This window comes from Hydrogenophaga sp. (assembly GCF_965657535.1).
GTDB lineage: Bacteria > Pseudomonadota > Gammaproteobacteria > Burkholderiales > Burkholderiaceae_C > Hydrogenophaga.
In genome coordinates, this window is sequence record NZ_CBFHOP010000006.1 from 90556 (window position 1) to 109922 (window position 19367).

Consider the following 19367-nt stretch of genomic DNA (forward strand, 5'->3'; position numbering starts at 1 on the left):
CGGGTCTTTCACCCGTGCCGCCGTGTGCTGAGGAGCAGCGGCTCGTGGGTGCCTTGCGGCCCGGCTCAGCCGCCTTGGCGAGAAGGCAGCGTGTCCAGCACCGTGGGCAGGTCCACCATCACCGGTTGCCCCGGCACCGTGCAGCCGGTGTCGCAGCATTTGCCGGGCTGGCGGTTTTTCGTGATGGCGCGCGCCGGGTCGTGCGGCGCTGCGGCCGGGCTGCCGTCAGCGGCAATCCCCCGTTCCAGCAAGCGCTCCACCAGCTCCACCTTGCTGCCCACGGGGTAGTTGCGCCATATCTCTTGTTTCATGGCCGCGGGCGAGCCACCGCCGTGCAGGCTGATCACGCTGTACCAGCCGCCCTGGTAGCCTGCGGTCAGGTCTTCGATGAAGCGGGCCGTCTGTATCCGCTGCTCATACGGCACATCGGGGTTGGCGCGCAGCACCTCGCTCAGCTTGGCGCCAGTTTCGGGGTTGTGGTCTTCGTCCGGGCCGGGCAGGGTGACGATCAGGCCGCCGCTCACGTAGTGCGCAATGCGGTGCATGTCGTAAATTTTTGTGGCCAGCAGCAGCTTGCCGATGTTGGCAAACACCGGGTCGGGCATGAAGATCTGGCTGTGTTCGTCGGCCTTGCCATACACGCTGGCAGCCACGCCGCAGGCATAAAAGCCCTCGGTGATGGTGATCAGCTCCACCATCTGCTCGCGCAGGTGGGTTTCTTGCCCGGGGTCAAAGCCATTGGCTTCGCACATCAGCGCGCCCGCGCCAATCAGCAGGTCGCCAAAGCCGGCGCGCGCGCCGATGCAGGTTTGGCGGTGGTGCGTGGCGTAGCTGTAGGTCAGGTGCCCGGAGTGTTCCCACTCGCCCGCAAAAAACACGCTGTCCCACGGCACAAACACCCGGTCAAACATGCAGACCCCCGTGCTCTGGCCGTATTTGCGGCTGAACAGCGCGTCGCCGTGCTCCAGTTTTTCGCCAGGGCGCCCCGCCGGGCGCGCCACGATGGTCAGGCCCGGCGCGTCAATGGGCACCGCGCAGCAGACCGCAAAGTCGGCGTCTTCCTGGCCCATGTTGCGGCAGGGCATCACCAGCAGTTCGTGCATATAGGGCGCGCCCGTCACGATGGCTTTGGTGCCGCTGATGACGATGCCGCGCACGCCGTTGTGCACCGCGTTGCGATCCACCACATGCACATAGCTGTCCACGTTGGCCTGCTCGTGCGGGCGGCGGCTGCGGTCGCCTTTGGCGTCGGTCATGGCCACCCCCAGCGTCAGGTCCTGGTCCTGAATCCGGTGCAGGTAGTTCAGAAAACGCGCGGTGTGCTCGGTGGTGCCGCGTGCGTCGTCAATGCGCGCGCTCACCTGCGCAATCGCGTTCACCGCGTCGTGCGTCAGGTAGCGCTGGGCGCAACCCGTTTCCTGGCAAATCAGGCGCACGGCTTCCAGCTTGTTGAGCAGGTCGCCGCTGCTGGTGTTCAAGTGGCTGAGCCGGTTGACCGTGCGGCCGCTGGTGTGCTGCACCGCCGTCATCAGCGGCGCGTAGGCGGGCTTCAGGGCGAAGTCGTAGGTCAGGGCCACGGCATTGATGCCGGGCTGAAACGCGCGCTCGTCCGCCACACGCTCAACCCGGCGCCCGTCCACGAAAACCCGGGGTTGGTAGCGGCGCAGCGACTCGCGGTAGTCCTGCCCGCTCATGAGCGTGGGGGTGTTGGTTGTGGCGTTCATGGTTGGGGCCTCGCGTGGTGGGGTGGCGTGGTTTCAAAAACGGTTGCGCGTGCCATTGGAGCACCATTCAAACGCACTTGCACCCACCTGAGCGACAACCCGCGCCATGCGTCACCAGCGCTGCGCCAGCCGTTCCAAAAGCGGGCTCGGCGTTGCCGCAGGGTTTGCATGCAGCGGTGCGAAAAAGCGATACTGGCGCCCGTTGCCCAGTGTCTGGCCGCGTGTGTTACCCGATGGGTTGACCCATGGTTTGTACCGCCCGCTGCAGCCAGCCCGCACCCACCCTCCCCAGGAAAACCACCATGAAATTCAAGACCGTGGCCCTTGCCGGGCTTGTCGCCCTTGCCGCCGCGGGCACCGCAGGCTGGCTCAGCCTTGACAAGGAAACCCGCGGTTTCCTGGCCCATTTCCCGACCGACCGCGACGTGCTCTTTTGGAAGCAGCCGCAGCGCGACGCCGCTTTCCGCGCGCTCGACCGGCTGCCGTTTCTGGCCAAGCACCGCGTCGTGCCCGCGGGTGGCACACCGTCCCCGTTGCCGCCGGGTCCACCGCTGGCGCTGCCGCTGGACGTGGACGCCTACATGCAAGGCCAGCGCAGTGCTGCGCTCATGGTGCTGCACAACGGCCAGGTGCGCCTGGAGCGTTACGGGCTCGACTTTGACAGCCAAGGCCGCTGGACCAGCTTTTCTGTGGCCAAGTCCTTCACCTCCACCTTGCTGGGGGCTGCCGTGCGCGACGGCCACATCAAAAGCATGGACGACAAAGTCAGCGACTACATCGACGAGATGAAAGGCTCCGCCTACGACGACGTCAGCATCCGCCAGCTGCTCACCATGACCTCGGGCGTTCAGTGGAACGAAGACTACGACGACCCGAACTCCGATGTGGCGCGGTTCAACAACCACCAGCCCGAACCGGGCGTGGATGCCCTGGTGAGCTACCTGCGCCAACTGCCCCGCGCCGCGCCAGCGGGCACGCGCTGGCTCTACAGCACCGGCGAAACCAACCTGGTGGGCGTTCTGCTGGCGCGCGCCACCGGCAAGCCGCTGTCCAGCTACCTGTCTGAAAAAATCTGGGTGCCCGCTGGCATGGAACAGCAAGCCACCTGGATTCTCAGCAAAACCGGGCAGGAAATCAGCGGCTGCTGCCTGCAGGCCGCCACGCGCGATTACGCCCGCTTTGGGCAGTTCATCTTGAACGGCGCCCAGGCCAACGGCCAGCGCATAGTGCCCGACGACTGGCTGGCCCGGGCCACCACCACCCGCGCCGACACAGGCCAGCCCGGCCGCGGCTACGGCTACCAGTGGTGGACCTACGACGACGGCAGCTTCGCCGCCCGCGGCATCTTTGGCCAGGGCATCTTCATCGACCCGGCGCGCAAGCTGGTGATTGCGTCCAACGCCAACTGGGGCCGCAACGCCACCGACCCGCAGGCCAGCGCTGCCCGGGAAGCGTTTTACGTGGCGGTGCAGCAGGCCGTGGATGCCGAGACGGCGGCCAAGCGCTAGGTGCCAGAGCGGCTTTTGCAGCGCAGCGGTGGCGCCCGTTTGAAGCCTGCGAGCCACCAAACTGTGCGTAACCGGCCATTTGTGCGGTCTTTGTTCGGCTTATGTGCGCTTAGACGAGGCGTCTTGGCTCCTATGCTGGGTTCACCATCCACACGGAGCACAGCCACATGAGCACCTCGTTGCACGACGCCGACGAACGCACCAACCTTACGGGCAGCAACAAGTTTGAGCTGCTGTTGTTTCGACTGGGAGAGGCGCCCGGCACCGACCGCCGCGAGCTGTTTGGCATCAACGTCTTCAAGGTGCGCGAAATTCTGGTCATGCCCACCGTGACTGCCATGGCCAACGCACCGGCCCATGTGCTGGGTGTGGCCAACATTCGCGGGCAAATCATCCCGGTGATCGACCTGCCTGCCGTGGTGGGCTGTGTGCCCAAACGCGGCCTCACCATTTTGATGGTGACCGAGTTTGCCCGCACCACCCAGGCCTTTGCTGTGGAAGAGGTGGACGAAATCGTGCGGCTGGAATGGAACAGTGTGCTGGCCGCCGAGGGCCATGGCGGCAACCTGGTGACCAGCATTGCCAAGCTTGACGGCGACGCCGAAAAGAGCCGCCTGGCCCAGGTGCTCGACGTGGAGCAGATCTTGCGCAACGTGATGCCGCCGACCCAGGAAGACATCACGCCCAAGTCGGTGGGCGCTGTCGTAAACCTGCCCGAAGGCGCCATCATCCTGGCCGCCGACGACTCGCCGGTGGCGCGCATGATGATCGAACAAGGGCTCGCCGCCATGGGCACGCCCTACGTCATGACCAAGACCGGCAAGGAAGCCTGGGAGCGCCTGCAGACCATTGAGACCGAGGCGCGGGCCGAAGGAAAAACCGCGCAAGACAAAGTGGCGCTGGTGCTGACCGACCTGGAAATGCCGGAAATGGACGGCTTCACGCTCACGCGAAACATCAAGCAAGACCAGCGGTTCAAGTCGATCCCGGTGGTCATCCATTCGTCGCTCACCGGTACCGCCAACGAAGCCCATGTGAGCTCCGTGGGGGCCGACGGCTACGTGGCCAAATTTGTGGCCGCTGAACTGGCCGCCACCATTCGGCAGGTGCTGCGGCACTGAGGACCCACAGCGCTTGCACCGGGCCGGTGTCAATCAGACTCGGGTTTTCGGGTTTCCTGCGCCCTGGGCAGCTTGCGCGAGGGCCTTGGCTTGAGGGCCTTCGGCCTTCAAAGGCCTGCGCCAACCAAACACCAGCGCCACACCCACCGAGCCACCCCAGGCCGGCGCGGTGGCCCGCCGCGCTGCAAACATGGGCAACTCGGCTTACGATCCGGGTTCTGCTTTGCGCGCCGCCTTGCTTGGCGCCGCAGGTCTTCTTTCATCCGCTGCCTTCAGCGCACCAACCCTTTCACCCATGAGCGACAAAACCCCCTACACCCCACCCGCCGTCTGGATCTGGGACCAGGCCAGCGGAGGCAAATTTGCCAACATCAACCGCCCCATTGCCGGCCCCACGCACGACAAAGCCCTGCCCGTGGGCCAGCACCCGCTGCAGCTGTATTCGCTTGCCACGCCCAACGGCGTGAAGGTGACCGTGATGCTGGAAGAGCTGCTGGCCCTGGGCCACAGCGGCGCCGAATACGACGCCTGGCTCATCAAAATCAGCGACGGCGACCAGTTCTCCAGCGGCTTCGTCGAAGTCAACCCCAACTCCAAAATTCCGGCCCTGCTCGACCGCAGCACCGAGCCGCCCACGCGCGTGTTCGAGTCCGGTTCCATCCTGCTGTACCTGGCTGAAAAGTTTGGCGTCCTGCTGCCCAAGGCCCACGCCGCGCGCACCGAAGCGCTCAACTGGCTGTTCTGGCAAATGGGCTCAGCGCCCTACCTGGGTGGCGGCTTCGGGCACTTTTACGCTTACGCGCCCGAAAAGTTTGAATACCCCATCAACCGCTTCGCCATGGAGATCAAGCGCCAGCTCGACGTGCTCGACCGCCACTTGGCCACCCACACCTACATGGCGGGCGACGAATACAGCATCGCCGACATCGCCATCTACCCCTGGTATGGCGCCCTGGTGGAAGGCAAGCTGTACGAGGCCGGCGAATTTTTGTCGGTGCACGAATACACCCATGTGCAGCGCTGGGCCGCGGCTGTGGGCGAGCGCCCGGCCGTGCAGCGCGGGCGCCGCATCAACCGCGTGTGGGGCGACGAAGCGGGGCAGGTACCTGAGCGGCATTGAGGCGGTGCCTGGGAGCGGCCCAGCTCAGTCATTCAGGCCGCCGGTGACAGCTTGCGCAGCGAACGAATCCTTTGCCAGAGCACGGCCTTGGGCATGTTCATAGCCATGGCTTGCATGCACCGCTCCAGCCATCCTGCCCGTTCTTGCATACGGTTGATCGCCTTGGCCAAATCGCGTGCCACGGCGGCTCCGTAAGCTTGCTCGGCTTTCGCCAGAGCCTTGCGAAGCAGGGGCAAGCTCAGGTCCATCATCGCCAAGTCAATCACGTCGCGGCTGAACACGCCATCGTCCGCCTGCCGGTCTGAGTTGGCCAACAGCTTCGACGCTGCCAGGTCGAGCGGCGTAAGCGTACTGATGCCGCACACAACATCGTCCTTGCCCGGCGCCTCCAACACCATGCGCGCCTCACGAGCAATTTCGAACTTGATCGCCTGCCCGTCCATCTGCACCGCTGTCCGCAGGCCGTACTGATCGGCGCGCACCTCCCGCACCATGGTCAGCGGCTGCGTTCCCTCTCGAATCAGCGCATTGAGCCCTTCGGCGCCTGTTAGCAACTGGCGCAGCTCCCGGTAGCCGATGGCGTCCGACACCAAAAAGTCGATGTCTATCGATTCCCGGTACTCGCCATAGCGCAGGGCAATGCAGGTACCGCCGCCAAACAGGCAGCCGTGCTGCCGCAGCGCATCGCCGTTTAGCGCGCCCAGCACATGTGCAATGCGTTGGTGGTGAGGTCGCTCAAACATGGCGCTCGTCCAACGCCAAACTGCCGTCACCCAGACCGGCGTCCAAAGCCCGCAGCAGCGCTTGTTCGGCGGGTGACATGGCTGCCTTCTCCAGATGCCGCGCATTGCGCTCGTAAATGCTCAAAGCCTCCAGGGGCGAAATCGTGTCGGTGCCATGCACCTGCCACGCCAGGGCCTTCAACTGCGGGTAGTCAGCCAAGCGAACGCGCACCGGTATCCATTCGGCCAGATCGGGTGGGCTAGCGCTTGCGCCAGCGGGTTCGGTTCCTTCAGCGTTGTGCGCAAGCAGTGTCATGCCCAGCGCCGCCATGGCATGGGCCCAGGCGCCGCCAGCCACCGAAGGCTCGCCTTTTTCTATGCGGTGCAGCGTGACCCGCGACATGCCCGCTGCTTCGGCCGCCGCCGTGCTGCTTACCCGCAGTGCTTTGCGGCGCGCGCGCAGTTGCTGGCCCAATGCTTTCAGCTGGGTTGTGCCTGGGTCCAGTTCGGGTGGTATTTCGGCTTTCATGTGTTTCTCATCATGATCAAAATGTCAATTTTGTCAAGTTTGAGAAACACATATTGCGTATCGGCCCCTGCACCGCCGCAGCGGTTTGCGCCGCTCGTTACAGCCACATGCGCCCCGGCGCCGGGCTGGTTTCGATGGTGAATTCGGGCGATCCGCCCAACACGAAAGCCCCCAGCACCAGGCTCAGCAGCGCAATGAACATGCTCGCCCACAGCGCCGTCCAGAAACCATCAACCTTGAATCCGTCCACCAGCTTCGCCACCAGCATCAGCATCAGCGCGTTGATCACCAGCAAAAACAGGCCAAACGTGACCAGGGTCAGCGGCAGCGTCAGCAACACCAGCAGCGGCCGCACCACCGCATTGGCCAGGCCCAGCAACAGAGCCGACAAAACCAGCGCGCCCGTGCTGCCAAAGCGGATGCCCTTGAACAAGTGGCTGGCCAGCCAAAGAGCAAAGGACGTGATCGCCCAGTGCAGCAAAAAGGGGGTGAGGTTGGTGAGCATGTCAGCAGAATGTTAAGGCGTGGGGAGGGTGTGGACTGGGGCTTGGGCCGCAGGCTCCAAACACCGTTTTCAGCAGCGGTTGGGGCTGATAACCGGGTCCGGTACCCCGTGGCACCGTTCGGTATTCCACCCCTGCAACGCCCCCGGTGCGGGCGGTTGCGGCACACTTGGCCACATGAAAAAAGTTATTGCCGTCTTGGTGCTGGTCAGTATGGCATGGGGTGCGTCGGCTCAAAACCTGTGGCGCGACGCGCCCATGCAGGCCAGCCCGGCACAAATTCGCGCTCTCATGCCCGAAGCCCGCGAAACGTCAGCCGCCCAGCGCGCAGCAGACCCCAGCGCCTTGCTCGAAATCCCCAGCACACCCATTGCGGGCGAAACCTTCTCGGCCACCTACCACTTTGAAGCCGAGCGCCTGCAGCGCGTCCACCTGCGCACCCAGCCCGCCACGTCCGAGCGCACCCAGGCCCTGCTGAAAGCCCTGCAGGCCTCGCTGCGCACCAGCTACGGCCTGCCCGTCAGCACCCCGTCGCGCCCGGTCGCCACGTTGGGCACGGTTGACGTGCTGTGGTCCTTCCGCCGCATGACGGTGCAGCTGCTCATGGTGGACGGCAAAACCGTAGAGCTCATCTACAGCGCCAACCTGCCACCCCAGCGGTTGAGCCTGTGAGGGAAGGGCGCTGCCGAGCGGCGGCGATTGGGTGATCGTCCCTGCCGGGGCTTTGCATTAAGGGTGGGAGTGCTTTGGCGTAGGTCACAAATGGCCCGGGTCCGGCGGCTAATTGGAATCTGACCCCGAATAGTCTGACCCCGAATAGTCTGACCCCGGATAGTCTGGTGACCAATATTCAGTAGACAGCCTCGCTTCAAGTAGCACCCATCGGGCAAGCTGACAGTGTGTTTCCCGTAGCCCTCTGAATATTGGGGCATCATCGGCTTCAGGGATGCAAAAAGAAACAAGATGGCCACACTGATACCAGCAATCGGGAGCTGCGTCGCGCGCATGACGTCTGGCGAGCGCCGTACCGCCGAGCGCCTTGAACAAAAGCTGGACGACGACTACCTGCTCTGGTACGACGTGGCCGTGGGTCCGCGCCACCAGCACCCGGACTTTGTTGTAATGCACCCGCGCCGGGGCATCTTGGTGCTGGAGGTGAAGGACTTCCGGCTTTCCACCCTCATCCAAGCCAACAAACAGACCTGGGACATCCACGGCGACGCTGGCCCCAAGACCATTCCCAACCCGTTGGAGCAGGCCCGGCAGTACGCGCACCAGGTGGTGAACGCGCTGGAGCGCGACCCCCAGCTGGTGCAGTCCGAAGGGCGCCACCAGGGCAAGCTGGCCTTTCCGTGGAGCTACGGCGTGGTGCTGCCCAACATCACCCGCGCGCAGTTCGACAAAGCCGAACTCGGCCACGCCATCGAGCCGCACCGCGTGGTCTGCCAAGACGAAATGCTTGAGACGGTGGAGCCCGAGGCGCTGCAAAGCCGCCTGTGGGATATGTTCCCCTTCATGATGGGCGGCGTGATGTCGCTGCCGCAGATGGACCGGGTGCGCTGGATCATGTTCCCCGAGGTGCGGGTGGCTGTGCACGGCACCGGCGATCTGTTTGCCGACAGCGACGAAGCGGCCGACCTGCCCAGCATCATGCGGGTGATGGACATCCAGCAAGAACAACTTGCAAGGAGCCTGGGCGACGGGCACCGCGTCATCCACGGCGTGGCTGGCTCCGGCAAAACCATGCTGCTGGGCTACCGCGCCGAACACCTGGCCAAAGCCCACACCGCGACCAGCAAGCCCATCCTCATCCTCTGCTACAACGAACCGCTGGCCCGGCAGCTCGCCCGCGTAATGGGCGCCAAAGGCATTGCCGACCGTGTCCACGCCGTGCACTTCCACAAATGGTGCCGCGATCAGCTCGTGGCCTATGGCCAAAGCCTGCCCGCCGCCAACCAGTCCGTCACCGACAAGATGGCCGACATGGTCCAGCGCGTCATCACCGGCGTAGACCGCAAGCAAATACCCAGCGGGCAATACCAGGCCGTGCTGATTGACGAAGGCCACGACTTCGCGCCCGAATGGCTCAAGCTCGTCACCCAGATGGTGGACCCGGCCACCAACAGCCTGCTGGTGTTGTACGACGACGCGCAGAGCATTTACGAGCGCAGCAAAACGCCAGCGGGCGGCAAACCGTTCAGCTTCAAGAGCGTGGGCATCCAGGCGCAGGGGCGCACCACCATCCTCAAGATCAACTACCGCAACACGCGGCAGATCCTTCAAACCGCCAGCCTGGTGGCCGCCGACCTGTTGACGGCCGACGACAAAGACGAAGACGGCATCCCCATGCTCAAGCCCGTGAGCTGTGGGCGCGACGGCGAAGCGCCGCTCATCATCCGCCTGCCCACCCTGCGCGAAGAGGTGGCCCAGGTGGCCGAGCTGCTGGCCAGCGCTCACCGCGAAGGCCACGCCTGGGGCGATATGGCGATCCTCTGCCGCCACCACAGCGAAATGGACATGTGCGCCGAATTCCTGCGCAAACGCAAGCTGCCGCACCAGCTGCGCCGCAACTCGTCCAGCGTGTTCGACCCCGCGCACGACAGCATCAAGGTGATGACGCTGCACGTCAGCAAAGGGCTGGAGTTCCCGGTGGTGGCGCTGGTGGGCGCCGGGCGCATGCCCGCCGAGGGCGAAGACGAGCGCGAGGAAGCGCGGCTGTTCTACGTGGGGGCTACGCGGGCAACGCAGCGGTTGGTGATTGGGGCGAGTGGGGGCGGGCGGTTTACTCAGCGTTTCGTCGTCTGAGACATTGAACATTCAAACCGAAAAGGGAACGGACTATGGCAACGAAGCAAGGCAATGATCGATTGGCTGTTTTGATCGACGCTGATCAAGGCCAACACGGCGTGCTGCAAGAGCTCATGTCGGAGATCTCCCGATACGGCACAGGAACCATCAAGCGCGCATACGGGGATTGGACCGAGCAGAACATGTCCAAGTGGAAGGGCTTGCTGCAAGCCAATGCCATCCAGCCGGTACAGCAGTTCCGTTACACCAAGGGGAAGAACGCCACCGATTCCGCACTCATCATCGACGCCATGGACGTGCTGCACTCAGGCGTTGTGGACGGCTTCTGTCTCGTTTCGTCAGACAGCGACTTCACCCGCCTTGCCACGCGTATCCGTGAAGCGGGTTTGGCGGTCTACGGTTTTGGGGAGCGCAAGACGCCTGCCCCCTTTGTGGCGGCTTGCGACAAGTTCATCTATCTGGAAATTCTTAAGCCGGAGGTTGAGGTCCAAAAGGTCAGTGCACAGATTGACGGAAAAGAAACCACTGCGGTGGACGAGGTAGATGAGTCGGCCATTGCTGAACTACCCGAGCTTGAGCCCTTAGTCTTGAGCGCTCTGGAAAAGACCGCAAGAGACGATGGATGGTGCTCGCTTGCAGCGCTGGGCGGTCAGATCAGTCGCGACCACCCGTCTTTTGACTCCCGGAACTATGGCTTTTCAAGGCTTGGGGACCTAGTTCGAACACAGGGCTACCTGCAAACCAAGGAGGTCGCGTCCGGTGAGAACGGTCAGCATATTCACCTGCACGTACGGCGAAAGCCAGCGCAGTGAGCTTGCGGCTGTTCTCCAGGTAAGTCACGTCTGCAATGACCCACGGCTTGTCCTCCAAATCGTCGGGGGTTGCATTGGTGAAGTTTCGGTCAGTTTGATCAGGTAGGCGTGGCGAAGCAGCCACTTTGATTGGTTGAAATCTGACGCTGAATGCTCCGAATGCCAATTTTCTTGAGGCTATGGTGTGTGCTTTTGAAAAATATGAGATAAGATGTTCAGGCCTTATCAAAGGTCATCGGGCGTAACGTCCGATTCGCTGTTCTTTGAAAATTTGTTGTGCTTGAACGAGAAAATCAAGGGTGCTCTTATGAGCATCGTTCTGTAATTTAACTCAGAACTTTACCGGCTCCTTGGCATGTGCGATCGCCGCAACCCGTCTAACAACGGGGCGTGTGAGAGCTCTGTCGATGAGACACGGTTGTTGAGCAAGATATACAGGCACTTGAGCCAACGGATGGTTGTTGTTTCTCGTTTTCAATTGGGGAAGTTGAGCGGCAGCGTGGTGCAAGCATACGGTTTGCACATGACTGTCATTAACCTCAATTGGAGAATTTTATGAAGAAAAAGCGTAAAACAAGCGCAACAAAAATCAGTAGAAATACTGAAAGAGAACCCCTTGTTGTGAAGCGTGAGCTTCCTGCTTGGGCGAGCGATGCCATCCGTTGGTTCGCTATTCGTTTTGCGACTCAGTCGCTTTTCGAGTGGGCTAAATCTTTGCTAGATCTTTATGATCAAAGTTAAGTAAGTGCCTGTTTTTTTATGTTGATGAAACCGAAATACCTCGCAAATCCGATCGGGACAGTTGAGCTTCTTGCGACTGTCTTGGGCGTAGACTTGCACGCTCTCCAAAAGTTGGCTGAAGCGGCCTCCGGTCGCTATCATGAGTTTGAGATTGATAAGAAGACTGGTGGAACAAGAAAAATCACTGCTCCAGATTTCGACTTGAAGCTTGTTCAGAAGCGGATTAATCGGTTCATTTTCTCTAATGTTCAGTATCCTGAATATCTATTCGGTGGTATCGCTGAAAAAGATTATCTGAAAAACGCCCAAGTTCATGTGGGTGCAAAAGTTTTGATTGCCGTTGATGTGGAAAGCTTTTATCCGAACATTAAAGCTCCAACGGTAAGGAAAATATTCCAATATTTCTGCAAATTTTCCCCTGAGGTTGCAGATATCTTGACGCGACTTACAACGCTTAATGGTTCCGTACCGCAAGGCGCTTGTACTAGCTCGCATTTGGCGAACTTGGTTTTCTACGAAACTGAGCATGCACTCGTACATGAGTTTCGACAAAAGGGGTTGAAATACAGTCGACTCTTGGATGACATTACTGTTTCATCCAGATCTGATCTGGGTGCTTCTAAGGTTACTGGGAACATTGATCGCATTGCTGCAATGCTCAAAACAGTAAACTGTCGAATTAAAAAATCTAAAACAAAAATCTCATCTGAATCGAACCCTAGTGATCTCATGTTTGTTACAGGACTTTGGCTTAATCGTGGTAAGCCAAGAGTTGCGCGCTTTGATAGAGATCTGATTCGGAGTGAAGTGTATAACTGCTTGAAACTTGCCACTGTGTCTCGCCATGTATCTGACTATCACACCAAGCATGATCGGGTATCAGGCAGAGTCGCCAAACTTGCCTATATTGGTCACAAAGAGGCAGTGATATTTCGACGGCAGCTTTCGGCAGTCTTGCCCTTGTTTGACAAGAATGACGAGACAAAAACAAAAATCTTGGCGAGAGTGCTTTCTAGGAGTAGTTCTGAGGCTAGGTCAAAAATCTCCTACTTTGAACGCTTTCACCAAGTAATGCACAGAGCAAACATCCATGTTCGGAATAATCCAAAATTTGCTGCGGAAATTAGAGATATTCTAAAAAGCGTGGCTCCTTTGATTAATAAAGAGACCATAGAATATGGAGAATATTGAGTTTGAAATTGGCGTTGTAAAGGTTTATTTCCCCTTGAAGGGTTATGGTTTTATTACGAGGGATAAAGGGCGTGATGTTTTTTTCCATCGTAAAGATATTGGCGATGAGGCTTGGGCTTTGGAGGGGGTCCGAGTGCGTTTCGTTATTGAAAAGACGGGCAGTGTGTTGAAGGCTCTCAATGTGCAGAAGATTGGTTGAGGCATTCCTTTTGTTAAAGCCATCCGCAATCTTCCGACAGCACCTTTCTATTTTCCCCAACTATCCTTCAACCCCGTCACCCGGTTGAACACCACTTTCCCGCCCACACCATGGTCCGCCCGGTCGGCCACAAAGTAGCCGTGCCGCTCAAACTGGAATTTCTGGTCCGGCTTGGCGGCGGCCAGTGACGGCTCCACGTAGGCGGTCACCACCTTCAGGCTGTTGGGGTTCAGCGCTTCAATGAAGTCTTTGCCGCCCGCGTCGGGGTTGGGGTCGCTGAACAGGCGGTCATACAGGCGCACTTCGGCTTGCACGCCATCGGCCACGCCCACCCAGGTTATGGCGGCTTTGGCTTTCACGCTGTCGGCGCCGGGGGTGCCGCTCTTGGTGCCGGCGATCACTTTGGCTTGCACTTCGCTCACGTTCCCCGCCGCGTCGCGGGTGCAGCCGGTGCATTCGATGACGTAGCCGCCTTTTAGCCGGACGACGTTTCCTGGGAACAGGCGCTTGTAGCCCTTGGGCGGCACTTCTTCAAAGTCTTCGCGCTCGATCCATACGTGGTTGCCGATCTTGAACACGCGGTCGGGCGGTGGGGTCTGGCCTTCCGCAATGGCGCTGTGGGGCAGGGCGGGCTGGGTGCAGTCCTCAAGGTAGCCGTCTGCGCCAAACACCTCCGCCCAGTTGGTGAGCACCAACTTGACGGGGTCGAGCACGGCCATGCCGCGGTGGGCCTTGTTTTCCAGGTCTTCGCGCAGGCAGCCCTCGAGCGTGCTGTAGTCGATCCACGAATCGCTCTTGGTCACGCCGATGCGTTCGGCAAAGAGCTGGATGCTTTCGGGCGTGTAGCCGCGGCGGCGCAGGCCGACGATGGTTGGCATGCGCGGGTCGTCCCAGCCGCTGACTTTGTGGTCGTACACGAGCTGGGCGAGCTTGCGTTTGCTGGTGATGACGTAGGTGAGGTTGAGGCGGGCAAATTCGTACTGGCGCGGGGGCGGGCTGCTCAGCAACTGGCCTTCGCACAGGCGTTCCATCAGCCAGTCGTAAAACGGGCGCTGGTCTTCAAATTCCAGGGTGCAGATGCTGTGGGTGATCTGCTCCAGCGCGTCTTCAATGGGGTGCGCAAAGGTGTACATCGGGTAGATGCACCACTTGTCGCCGGTGTTGTGGTGCGTGGCGCGGCGGATGCGGTAAATGGCCGGGTCGCGCAGGTTGATGTTGGGCGAGGCCATGTCGATCTTGGCGCGCAGCACCATGCTGCCGTCTTCGTGCGCGCCGTTGCGCATTTCTCGAAAGCGGGCCAGGTTCTGCTCGGGCGTGCGGCTGCGAAACGGGCTGTCCACGCCGGGTTTGCCGAAGTCGCCGCGGTTGGCACGCATTTGTTCGGCGGTCTGTTCGTCCACATAGGCAAAGCCGGCGGTGATCAGGTATTCGGCCGCGCGGTACATGAAGTCGAAGTAGTCGCTGGCCTGAAACAGGTGGCTCTGGCCGTTGGCCTCCCAGTTAAAGCCGAGCCACTGCACCGCGTCCAGGATGGAGTTGACGTATTCCGTGTCTTCCTTCTCGGGGTTGGTGTCGTCAAAGCGCATGTGGCACACGCCGCCGTAGTCGCGTGCCAGGCCAAAGTTGAGGCAGATGCTCTTGGCGTGGCCCACGTGCAGGTAGCCGTTGGGCTCGGGCGGGAAGCGGGTGCGGATCTTGGCCGGGTCGGGCTGGCCGGCGGCGTGGTGGGCGGCGTCGCCCGGGGTGCCGGCCCAGCGGCGCTGGCTGTAGGTGCCTTGCTCCAGGTCTTTTTCAATGATCTGGCGCAGGAAGTTGCTCACTTTGTGCTCGCCGGCCGCTTCGCTGGCGGGGGCTGCGGGGTTGTTTTTGGGGGCGTTTGGGGTGGTGTTCGAACTCATTCAAGCATTCTAGGGCCGCAGGCTGTGGCGGCTGCCCCCAGCCCCAGCCGACGAGGGGCGGGGCGCGGGGTTTGAGCGGTGGGGTGTTTCAAGTATCTTTAAACCCGCTCCCAGCGTCGGGTGCCGGGCATGGGCGGTAGCCCTGCGGCTGCGGGCGTTGGCGTCGGCGTGGCCACAGTGGGCCAACACCCATCCAACAGGCAGCCGATCCCAACAAAAACAAGACACAGAACAAGAAAGCGCCGCAGCATGAAAAAAGACAACCCGGACACCGTGTCTATGGAAGAGCCAACCCGCTGGGAAGACACCCACGCAGAAGATGTGTTTTTGCCGTCGGTGCGGGTGCAGCTGGGCTGGCACGACATTGAAGCGGCGGTAGAGGCGGGCGCTGTGGTGCCTTCAGAGGCGCACGCGCTCTGGGCCACATGGGCCATGCCGGGCAGCCCCACGCGGGTGGCGGCGAGCAAGCCGGTGCCTGCCGCGGACTTTGAGCCCACGGAGACCGAGTCGCCGTGGGCGGCGCAGCGGGCTCTGGCGCCGGTGGCCAGCGGGCCGCGCTTTTCATTCACCAACACGCTGTATTACTTTGGCGGCATGCTGGCCATTGGGGCCATGACGCTGTTCATGACGCTGGGCTGGGAGCTGTTGGGCGCCTGGGGTGTGCTGGCGCTGGCGCTGGGCTACCTGGTGGGCGCGCTGCTGGTGGCGGGCAACCTGATGAAGAAGGGCCTGCACACGCCGGCCGGCATTTTGGCCACACTGGCGGTGTGCCTGGTGCCGCTGGCGGTGTGGGCGCTGCAAAAAGGCCTGGGCGCCTGGCCCGACACCGGCGCTGACAGCTACCGCGACTACCACCGCTATGTGCACTGGCGCTGGGTCACGCTGGAGCTGGCCACCCTGGCGGCGGCCGTGGTCATGCTGTGGCGCTACAAGCTGCCGTTCATGGTGATGCCGGTGGCCGTGACGCTCTGGTACATGAGCATGGACGTGGCCCGCTTTTTGATGCAGACCAACGGCTTTGACTGGCAGTTTCGGCTGGACGTGACGCTGGTGTTTGGCCTGTTCACCTGCGCCGTGGCGGTGTGGGTCGACCTGCGCACACGCCGCGCCCTGCTGCCCGAAGACCGGCAAGACTTTGCGTTTTGGCTCTACCTGTTTGGCGCCATCATGTTTTGGGCGGGCATGAGCTTGAAAAACAGCGACGCCGAGGTGAGCAAGTTCATTTACGCGCTGATCAACGTGGGCCTGGTGTTTTTGGGCGCCACCATTGGCCGGCGTGTGTTCACGGTGCTGGGCGCGCTGGGCGTGGCGGGCTACCTGGGCTATTTGTCTCACCGCGTGTTTGAAGACAGCCTGCTGTTCCCGTTTGCCCTCACGCTGCTGGGCCTGGCGGTGGTGGGGCTGGGCATTTGGTGGCAAAAGCACGAGGCCGGCTTGCGCATCCGGCTGGCTAGCTGGCTGCCGGCGGCTTTGCGGCCACTGGCCAACAGCTACCGGTAACCTCCGTTCGCCCGGTGGCTGCCTTTAGAGCTGAGGCCACCGTTTGGCTGAGCTTGTCGAAGGACGCACCACCGGGGCAGCGTGGGCTTGGACAGGCTCAGGGCGAACGGAATTGACGACTTCACCGGGCTGGATGCGCGGTTACGCGGTTGCGCGGTTGCGCGGTTGCGCGGGGGAAGGCCCGCGCTACCCACCCATCAATACGTCAGGTTGAGCTGCATCACCACGGTGGTGCCGCTCACTTCGTTGCCCACAATCAGCAGCGGCTTGCCGTTGGGCGATTGGGCAGCGGGTACAAACACCAGGCCTTCGGGGCCCAGGTCGCCAATGGCGGCGAGGTCGCCGGTGGCGGGGTTGGTCAGCCACTCGTTGCGGGTGTTGAGGTAGTCCACGCGGGCGGGTGCAGCGGGGTTGGTGATGTCGTACACCAGCACGCCGCCCATGCGCTCCAGGCCAATGAAGGCAAAGGTTTTGCTGCCGATGGTGCCGACCGCCACGCCCTCGGGCTCAGGTCCTTTGGCGTCGCTGCGGTCATCGAAGGCATCGCCTTTGTCGTGGCCGCTGTTGAAGAAGTCCGCACACGGAATGGTGCGGGCGGTGCCGAGCTTGCAGTCGCCGCTGGCCAGAAACTTTTCAATCTCTGCGCCCGAGTCCCACACCAGTGCGCCGTCTTCGCCCCAGATGCTGAACGAGCGCGCGCCGTAGCTGTAGAGCCTGTCGTACATCAGGCGGTCGCCCGCCGCGTCCTCCACACCCGCAGACGTGAACTTCTTGGGCGAGCCGTCGGCGTGGGTCTGGTAGCCCATGGTCCAGCTGATGTTCAGGCGGCCCAGCTGGGCGTCGTCGCGGCAGGCGCCGGGGTTGCCTGCTATGGCGCCACAGTAGCCAAACACGGCTGGGTTAAGCAAGCCACCAGCGCCCAGTGCGTTGAGCTGCGGGGGCAGGTCATTAGCGGCGCGGCCTGCCCAGCCGTTGCGGTTGATCAGGTGTTTGACGCGGAACTCTTCAACAAAGCCTTTGCTGGCGTCGCCGGCCCAGTAGGCGGTGTTGTCTTCACCCCAAGCACGGGCGTCGCCTTCGTTGGCGGTCACCAGGTAGGTTTTGCCTCCCGCGCTGTACGAGGCCATGCTGTCGGGCAGGTACATGCCGCGCACGCCGGGCCACGCCTGGATCTTGACTTCTTTCGGGTTTTCGTCGGAAACATCCATTTCGTTGCCCGGGGCGCCATGGTCTTTGAAGCCCAGCGCCAAGATGTCGGTCACGCGTGCAGAGGCGATGTCCACCTTGGCCAAGGCGTTGTTTTCCTGCAGCGTGACCCAGGCGGTTTTGCCGTCGGCCGAGACGGCGATGTATTCAGGCTCCAGGTCTTGTGCCGCGTTGGCGCGGGGGCCATAGATGCGAACGCCTTTGGTGCGCAGCGCGGCCTCTTGGCCGATGAACTGGGCGAAATCGGCAGTCCGGGCAATGGGTGCCGCCGGGTTGCTGATGTCAATGACGCTGATGCTGCCCTCGGGGTCGGTCTGGTAGTCGTCGCTGGGCTCGCCCTCGTTGGCCACCAGCACGGTTTTGCCGTCGGGGGTGAAGGTGACCATGTCGGGCAGGGCACCAATGGTGACCGAGCTGATCAGGCTCAGGTCGCTCGCGCGGTACAGCGCCATGCGGCCTCGATCGGTTTTCACTGGGGCCTGAATGGCCACCGCCACGAGGCCATTGAACACGGCCACGCTGTTGATCTCGGCGCCGGGCAGCATGGTGGTGGCGTCTATCTGGTCGAGCTTGACGGGGTTGGTCGGGTCGCTGAGGTCGAGCACGTCCACCGCGCCGTCCTGGGCGTTCACCACGAAGAGGCGTTGGCTGGCGGCGTCAAAGGCGGGGATTTCTGCGGCGCTCACACCAAACTGGCCGGTGCTGTAGCCGCCAATCTTCTCCAGCGTCAGCCCAGCGGGCGTGGCTTCCACCACCGGGGCGGGGCTGGCTGGTTCGTCGCTGCCGCCACAGGCGGCGAGCACGGCCACCATCACGAGGGAGGCGGCAAAGCGGTGCGCCGTCAGGCGGACAGGGGCTTGGGCGGTGGGTGCCTTCATGGCGTGCCTTGTGGTTAAAAGCACGTTTGTAAAGACGCCGTGTGACCGCTGGGTGACGGTGTGGTGACGCCCGCGTGACGCGGCTTTGGGGTGCCTTGAAGGGGCGGCTCGGTAGCGGGTGGCTGGGCTATTGCCCGAAGCGCGGGCCGTTTTTCAAAAACTCGGTTTCAGCGGGCGTGCTTTCGCGCCCGAGCGCGGCGTTGCGGTAAGGGAAGCGGCCGTATTGCGCCACGATGTCGCGGTGCTGCTGGGCAAAGCGCAGGTTGCTGGCCAGGGCCTCGCGGCGCTCAGGGGTGGCTGTGTTGCACAGGTGGGTGAAGCGCGCCACGCATTCGTCTTGCAGGGCCAGGTCTTCGGCGTGCATGAGCGGCATGTACAGAAACACGCGCCCCACGCGGGGGAGCAGCGTGTTTTGCCCCAGGGTGAGCGTTTGCAACACCAGTTGCTGCGCGCGGGCGTCGCCAGCAAAGGCGCGGGCCTGGCCGCGGTAAACGTTGCGGGTGAACTGGTCGAGCACGATGATGAGAGCCAGCCGGGTGTTGACGTTGGCTTCCCAGTCGGTCAGACCGCCTTTCAGGGCTTCGTCCACCAGGGCGCCAAAGCGCAGGCGTATTTGCTCGTCTTGCGAGGCGCCGCCGCCAAACCAGAGGGTGTTGTGGTCGGTGCTGGGCCAGTCGTACAGCAGGCCGTCACCCAGCCAGAAATGGAGCACGTCTTGTGCGGTGGCATTGGCGGTGGCGGGGCTTTGTGGGGTGTTGTTGCTCATGGCGTGACCTCGGTGGGCACCGGGTGGGTGCTGTGCAGCAGATGCCAGGGGCGCGGGGCCGGTTACGTCTGGCAACGACTTTGACTGTGCGTGCGGTACAGGTTACAGCGATTTTTTCTGTAATGCACCTACAAGGCGTCA

At 62.1% G+C, this 19367-nt stretch carries 17 protein-coding genes; 10 read left to right on the forward strand and 7 right to left on the reverse strand.

Annotated features, from left to right (window positions below):
- Positions 1 to 65 precede the first annotated feature (65 nt).
- Positions 66 to 1724 (reverse strand): 4-hydroxyphenylacetate 3-hydroxylase family protein, encoded by a 1659-nt coding sequence (locus ACTG4K_RS12110; protein WP_439114465.1) that lies wholly within the window; start codon positions 1722 to 1724, stop codon positions 66 to 68.
- Positions 1725 to 2026: 302 nt separating this feature from the next.
- Between ACTG4K_RS12110 and ACTG4K_RS12115 the strand changes: the two genes are divergently transcribed.
- From ACTG4K_RS12115 to yghU, 3 genes are all read left to right on the forward strand, one after another.
- On the forward strand, positions 2027 to 3232 hold the full coding sequence (locus ACTG4K_RS12115; protein WP_439114466.1) for a serine hydrolase domain-containing protein: 1206 nt from the start codon (positions 2027 to 2029) through the stop codon (positions 3230 to 3232).
- Between the two features lie 167 nt (positions 3233 to 3399).
- Positions 3400 to 4353 carry a chemotaxis protein gene (locus ACTG4K_RS12120; protein ID WP_439114467.1) on the forward strand — a complete coding sequence of 318 codons (954 nt, stop codon included), beginning with the start codon at positions 3400 to 3402 and terminating at the stop codon, positions 4351 to 4353.
- A gap of 295 nt (positions 4354 to 4648) precedes the next feature.
- Positions 4649 to 5473 (forward strand): glutathione-dependent disulfide-bond oxidoreductase, encoded by an 825-nt coding sequence (gene yghU, locus ACTG4K_RS12125; protein ID WP_439114468.1) that lies wholly within the window; start codon positions 4649 to 4651, stop codon positions 5471 to 5473.
- 32 nt (positions 5474 to 5505) lie between these two features.
- On the opposite strand, the gene ACTG4K_RS12130 is transcribed toward yghU, so the two are convergent.
- The 3 genes from ACTG4K_RS12130 to ACTG4K_RS12140 all read right to left on the reverse strand — a co-directional run bounded on the left by ACTG4K_RS12130 (position 5506) and on the right by ACTG4K_RS12140 (position 7229).
- On the reverse strand, positions 5506 to 6180 hold the full coding sequence (locus tag ACTG4K_RS12130; RefSeq protein WP_439114469.1) for a nucleotidyl transferase AbiEii/AbiGii toxin family protein: 675 nt from the start codon (positions 6178 to 6180) through the stop codon (positions 5506 to 5508).
- Positions 6181 to 6208: 28 nt separating this feature from the next.
- Positions 6209 to 6724 (reverse strand): helix-turn-helix domain-containing protein, encoded by a 516-nt coding sequence (locus ACTG4K_RS12135; protein ID WP_439114470.1) that lies wholly within the window; start codon positions 6722 to 6724, stop codon positions 6209 to 6211.
- 97 nt (positions 6725 to 6821) lie between these two features.
- Positions 6822 to 7229, reverse strand: a complete 408-nt coding sequence (locus ACTG4K_RS12140; protein ID WP_439114471.1) for a phage holin family protein — start codon at positions 7227 to 7229, stop codon at positions 6822 to 6824.
- A 175-nt stretch (positions 7230 to 7404) separates the two neighbouring features.
- Between ACTG4K_RS12140 and ACTG4K_RS12145 the strand changes: the two genes are divergently transcribed.
- From ACTG4K_RS12145 to ACTG4K_RS12170, 6 genes are all read left to right on the forward strand, one after another.
- Positions 7405 to 7899 (forward strand): hypothetical protein, encoded by a 495-nt coding sequence (locus ACTG4K_RS12145; protein WP_439114472.1) that lies wholly within the window; start codon positions 7405 to 7407, stop codon positions 7897 to 7899.
- Between the two features lie 291 nt (positions 7900 to 8190).
- Positions 8191 to 10032, forward strand: a complete 1842-nt coding sequence (locus ACTG4K_RS12150) for a 3'-5' exonuclease (RefSeq protein WP_439114473.1) — start codon at positions 8191 to 8193, stop codon at positions 10030 to 10032.
- 35 nt (positions 10033 to 10067) lie between these two features.
- Positions 10068 to 10847 carry an NYN domain-containing protein gene (locus ACTG4K_RS12155; protein ID WP_439114474.1) on the forward strand — a complete coding sequence of 260 codons (780 nt, stop codon included), beginning with the start codon at positions 10068 to 10070 and terminating at the stop codon, positions 10845 to 10847.
- Between the two features lie 555 nt (positions 10848 to 11402).
- The gene (locus ACTG4K_RS12160) at positions 11403 to 11588 is read left to right on the forward strand and encodes a hypothetical protein (RefSeq protein ID WP_439114475.1); all 186 of its coding nucleotides are present in this window, start codon (positions 11403 to 11405) and stop codon (positions 11586 to 11588) included.
- Between the two features lie 24 nt (positions 11589 to 11612).
- A complete protein-coding gene (locus tag ACTG4K_RS12165; protein WP_439114476.1) occupies positions 11613 to 12779 on the forward strand; it encodes a reverse transcriptase family protein in 1167 nt (388 codons plus the stop codon).
- Positions 12766 to 12978: a cold shock domain-containing protein gene (locus ACTG4K_RS12170; protein ID WP_439114477.1), complete on the forward strand. Its 213-nt coding sequence runs from the start codon at positions 12766 to 12768 to the stop codon at positions 12976 to 12978. The genes ACTG4K_RS12165 and ACTG4K_RS12170 overlap by 14 nt, the downstream gene beginning before the upstream one ends.
- 47 nt (positions 12979 to 13025) lie before the next feature.
- Here ACTG4K_RS12170 and ACTG4K_RS12175 read toward each other — a convergent pair whose 3' ends face one another.
- Entirely contained in the window at positions 13026 to 14876 is a 1851-nt protein-coding gene (locus ACTG4K_RS12175) for a glutamine--tRNA ligase/YqeY domain fusion protein (protein ID WP_439114478.1), read from the reverse strand.
- A gap of 249 nt (positions 14877 to 15125) precedes the next feature.
- Between ACTG4K_RS12175 and ACTG4K_RS12180 the strand changes: the two genes are divergently transcribed.
- Positions 15126 to 16376, forward strand: coding sequence for a DUF2157 domain-containing protein (locus ACTG4K_RS12180; RefSeq protein WP_439114479.1), 1251 nt, complete (start codon positions 15126 to 15128; stop codon positions 16374 to 16376).
- 197 nt (positions 16377 to 16573) lie between these two features.
- Here the strand turns inward: ACTG4K_RS12180 and ACTG4K_RS12185 are convergent, their stop codons facing one another.
- Both ACTG4K_RS12185 and ACTG4K_RS12190 read right to left on the reverse strand, forming a co-directional pair.
- Positions 16574 to 18460 (reverse strand): choice-of-anchor I family protein, encoded by a 1887-nt coding sequence (locus ACTG4K_RS12185; protein WP_439114480.1) that lies wholly within the window; start codon positions 18458 to 18460, stop codon positions 16574 to 16576.
- Between the two features lie 127 nt (positions 18461 to 18587).
- The gene (locus tag ACTG4K_RS12190; RefSeq protein WP_439114481.1) at positions 18588 to 19226 is read right to left on the reverse strand and encodes a DUF924 family protein; all 639 of its coding nucleotides are present in this window, start codon (positions 19224 to 19226) and stop codon (positions 18588 to 18590) included.
- Between the last annotated feature and the right edge of the window lie 141 nt (positions 19227 to 19367).

Excerpts from the sequence above, each read along its gene's own strand:
- ACTG4K_RS12155 (WP_439114474.1), top strand. The coding sequence starts at position 10,068 with ATGGCAACGAAGCAAGGCAATGATCGATTGGCTGTTTTGATCGACGCT.
- ACTG4K_RS12110 (WP_439114465.1), bottom strand. The coding sequence starts at position 1,724 with ATGAACGCCACAACCAACACCCCCACGCTCATGAGCGGGCAGGACTAC.
- ACTG4K_RS12160 (WP_439114475.1), top strand. The coding sequence starts at position 11,403 with ATGAAGAAAAAGCGTAAAACAAGCGCAACAAAAATCAGTAGAAATACT.
- ACTG4K_RS12135 (WP_439114470.1), bottom strand. The coding sequence starts at position 6,724 with ATGAAAGCCGAAATACCACCCGAACTGGACCCAGGCACAACCCAGCTG.
- ACTG4K_RS12165 (WP_439114476.1), top strand. The coding sequence starts at position 11,613 with ATGAAACCGAAATACCTCGCAAATCCGATCGGGACAGTTGAGCTTCTT.
- ACTG4K_RS12190 (WP_439114481.1), bottom strand. The coding sequence starts at position 19,226 with ATGAGCAACAACACCCCACAAAGCCCCGCCACCGCCAATGCCACCGCA.
- ACTG4K_RS12180 (WP_439114479.1), top strand. The coding sequence starts at position 15,126 with ATGAAAAAAGACAACCCGGACACCGTGTCTATGGAAGAGCCAACCCGC.
- ACTG4K_RS12120 (WP_439114467.1), top strand. The coding sequence starts at position 3,400 with ATGAGCACCTCGTTGCACGACGCCGACGAACGCACCAACCTTACGGGC.
- yghU (WP_439114468.1), top strand. The coding sequence starts at position 4,649 with ATGAGCGACAAAACCCCCTACACCCCACCCGCCGTCTGGATCTGGGAC.
- ACTG4K_RS12145 (WP_439114472.1), top strand. The coding sequence starts at position 7,405 with ATGAAAAAAGTTATTGCCGTCTTGGTGCTGGTCAGTATGGCATGGGGT.
- ACTG4K_RS12175 (WP_439114478.1), bottom strand. The coding sequence starts at position 14,876 with ATGAGTTCGAACACCACCCCAAACGCCCCCAAAAACAACCCCGCAGCC.
- ACTG4K_RS12185 (WP_439114480.1), bottom strand. The coding sequence starts at position 18,460 with ATGAAGGCACCCACCGCCCAAGCCCCTGTCCGCCTGACGGCGCACCGC.
- ACTG4K_RS12170 (WP_439114477.1), top strand. The coding sequence starts at position 12,766 with ATGGAGAATATTGAGTTTGAAATTGGCGTTGTAAAGGTTTATTTCCCC.
- ACTG4K_RS12115 (WP_439114466.1), top strand. The coding sequence starts at position 2,027 with ATGAAATTCAAGACCGTGGCCCTTGCCGGGCTTGTCGCCCTTGCCGCC.
- ACTG4K_RS12150 (WP_439114473.1), top strand. The coding sequence starts at position 8,191 with ATGGCCACACTGATACCAGCAATCGGGAGCTGCGTCGCGCGCATGACG.
- ACTG4K_RS12140 (WP_439114471.1), bottom strand. The coding sequence starts at position 7,229 with ATGCTCACCAACCTCACCCCCTTTTTGCTGCACTGGGCGATCACGTCC.